This is a genomic window from Bradyrhizobium sp. P2_E8 (genome assembly GCF_056403875.1).
Genome location: NZ_JBFUES010001464.1, coordinates 1 through 1,315 on the forward strand (window position 1 = coordinate 1; position 1,315 = coordinate 1,315).

The following is a 1,315-nucleotide window of genomic DNA, read 5'->3' on the forward strand; positions in this document are numbered from 1 at the left end:
GCCTCCGCCTTGATGGCCTCCACCCTCTTCATCTCGCGGTCGCGCGGCAGCGACATCAGGCCGGGATTCTCGACCATGGCCGCGACCAGCGCCAGCGCGGCGGAATTCGGCGACGTGGCCGCTTCGCGCACGGTCGCAAGCTGCGTGGCCAGATTGGGATTCGCCGAGGTCTCGCTCACCTTCGCCATATAACGGGTTGAGAATTCCTCGAAATGCTCCATCTGCCGCTCCAGCAGCGCCTTGAGCACGGCTTCCTTGGTGCGGAACTGATGCATCACGCCGCCCTTGCTGAGGCCGCTCTCGCGCGCAATCGCGTCGAGTGTCAGCCGGCCGGGCCCGTCCCGCGCAATGATCCTGGTCGCCGCCTCGAGCGCGGCGTTGCGGGATCGTTCGGAGCGTGTGGCATTGTCCATGGCCGACTTGTCTCCGTGACAGGACAATGAATCAAGTGAAAACAGGACGCGCTGTACATTTTTTGTGCGAACACTGTCGAGACTTTCATCTTGCGGCGCCGAACGGGACTATGTGAGCCTCGATACCGGATGGGGACTGGGATGGGCCGGCCGTAGCTTTGCGCGCCATGACGTGCGAAGCGTTTGCGGCTGGTCTCGCTTGAGAAAGATACGACATGCCAAAACGAGTGTTGCTTGGTGTCCTCCTGGCTTGCGGCCTCACGGCCTCGGCGCTGGCGCAAGAGCCGAAAACGGGGGGCGTGATCAATGCCGTGATCCAGCCCGAGCCGCCCGGCCTGATGCTTGCGATGGTCCAGAACGGCCCGGTCCAGATGGTGTCGGGCAACATCTTCGAGGGCCTGCTGCGCTACAGCCCCAAGCTCGAGCCTCTGCCGGAGCTCGCCGAGAGCTGGACCGTCAGCGAGGACGCCAAGACCTACACCTTCAAGCTCAAGAAGGGCGTCACCTGGCATGAYGGCAAGCCCTTCACCGCCGCCGACGTGCTGTTCTCGATCGAGATGCTGAAGCAGACCCACGCGCGCGCCCGCAACAACCTCGTGCAGGTCGACAAGGTCGAGGCGCCCGACGATTACACGGTGGTGTTCACGCTGAAGCAGCCGTTCGGCCCGTTCCTCGGCATCTTCGAGGTCGGCTCGATGCCGATGGTGCCGAAGCATCTCTATGACGGCACCGACTGGAAGACCAACCCCTACAACAACGCGCCTGTCGGCACCGGCCCCTTCATGTTCAAAGAATGGCAGAAGGGCTCGTTCATCCGCATGGTCAAGAACCCGAACTACCACGAGAAGGGCAAGCCCTATCTCGACGAGGTCTACTGGCAGGTCATTCCCGACGCCGCCGCG

Annotated in this window: 2 protein-coding genes; one reads left to right on the top strand and one right to left on the bottom strand. The window is 63.2% G+C overall.

Annotation, left to right across the window (positions count from 1 at the left end):
* On the bottom strand, positions 1 to 413 hold a 413-nt coding region (locus AC1D00_RS41450), incomplete at its 3' end, for a TetR/AcrR family transcriptional regulator (RefSeq protein WP_477014684.1).
* Positions 414 to 628: 215 nt separating this feature from the next.
* Between AC1D00_RS41450 and AC1D00_RS41455 the strand changes: the two genes are divergently transcribed.
* Positions 629 to 1,315: ABC transporter substrate-binding protein (locus AC1D00_RS41455; RefSeq protein WP_477014685.1), on the top strand; the 687-nt coding region annotated here is incomplete at its 3' end.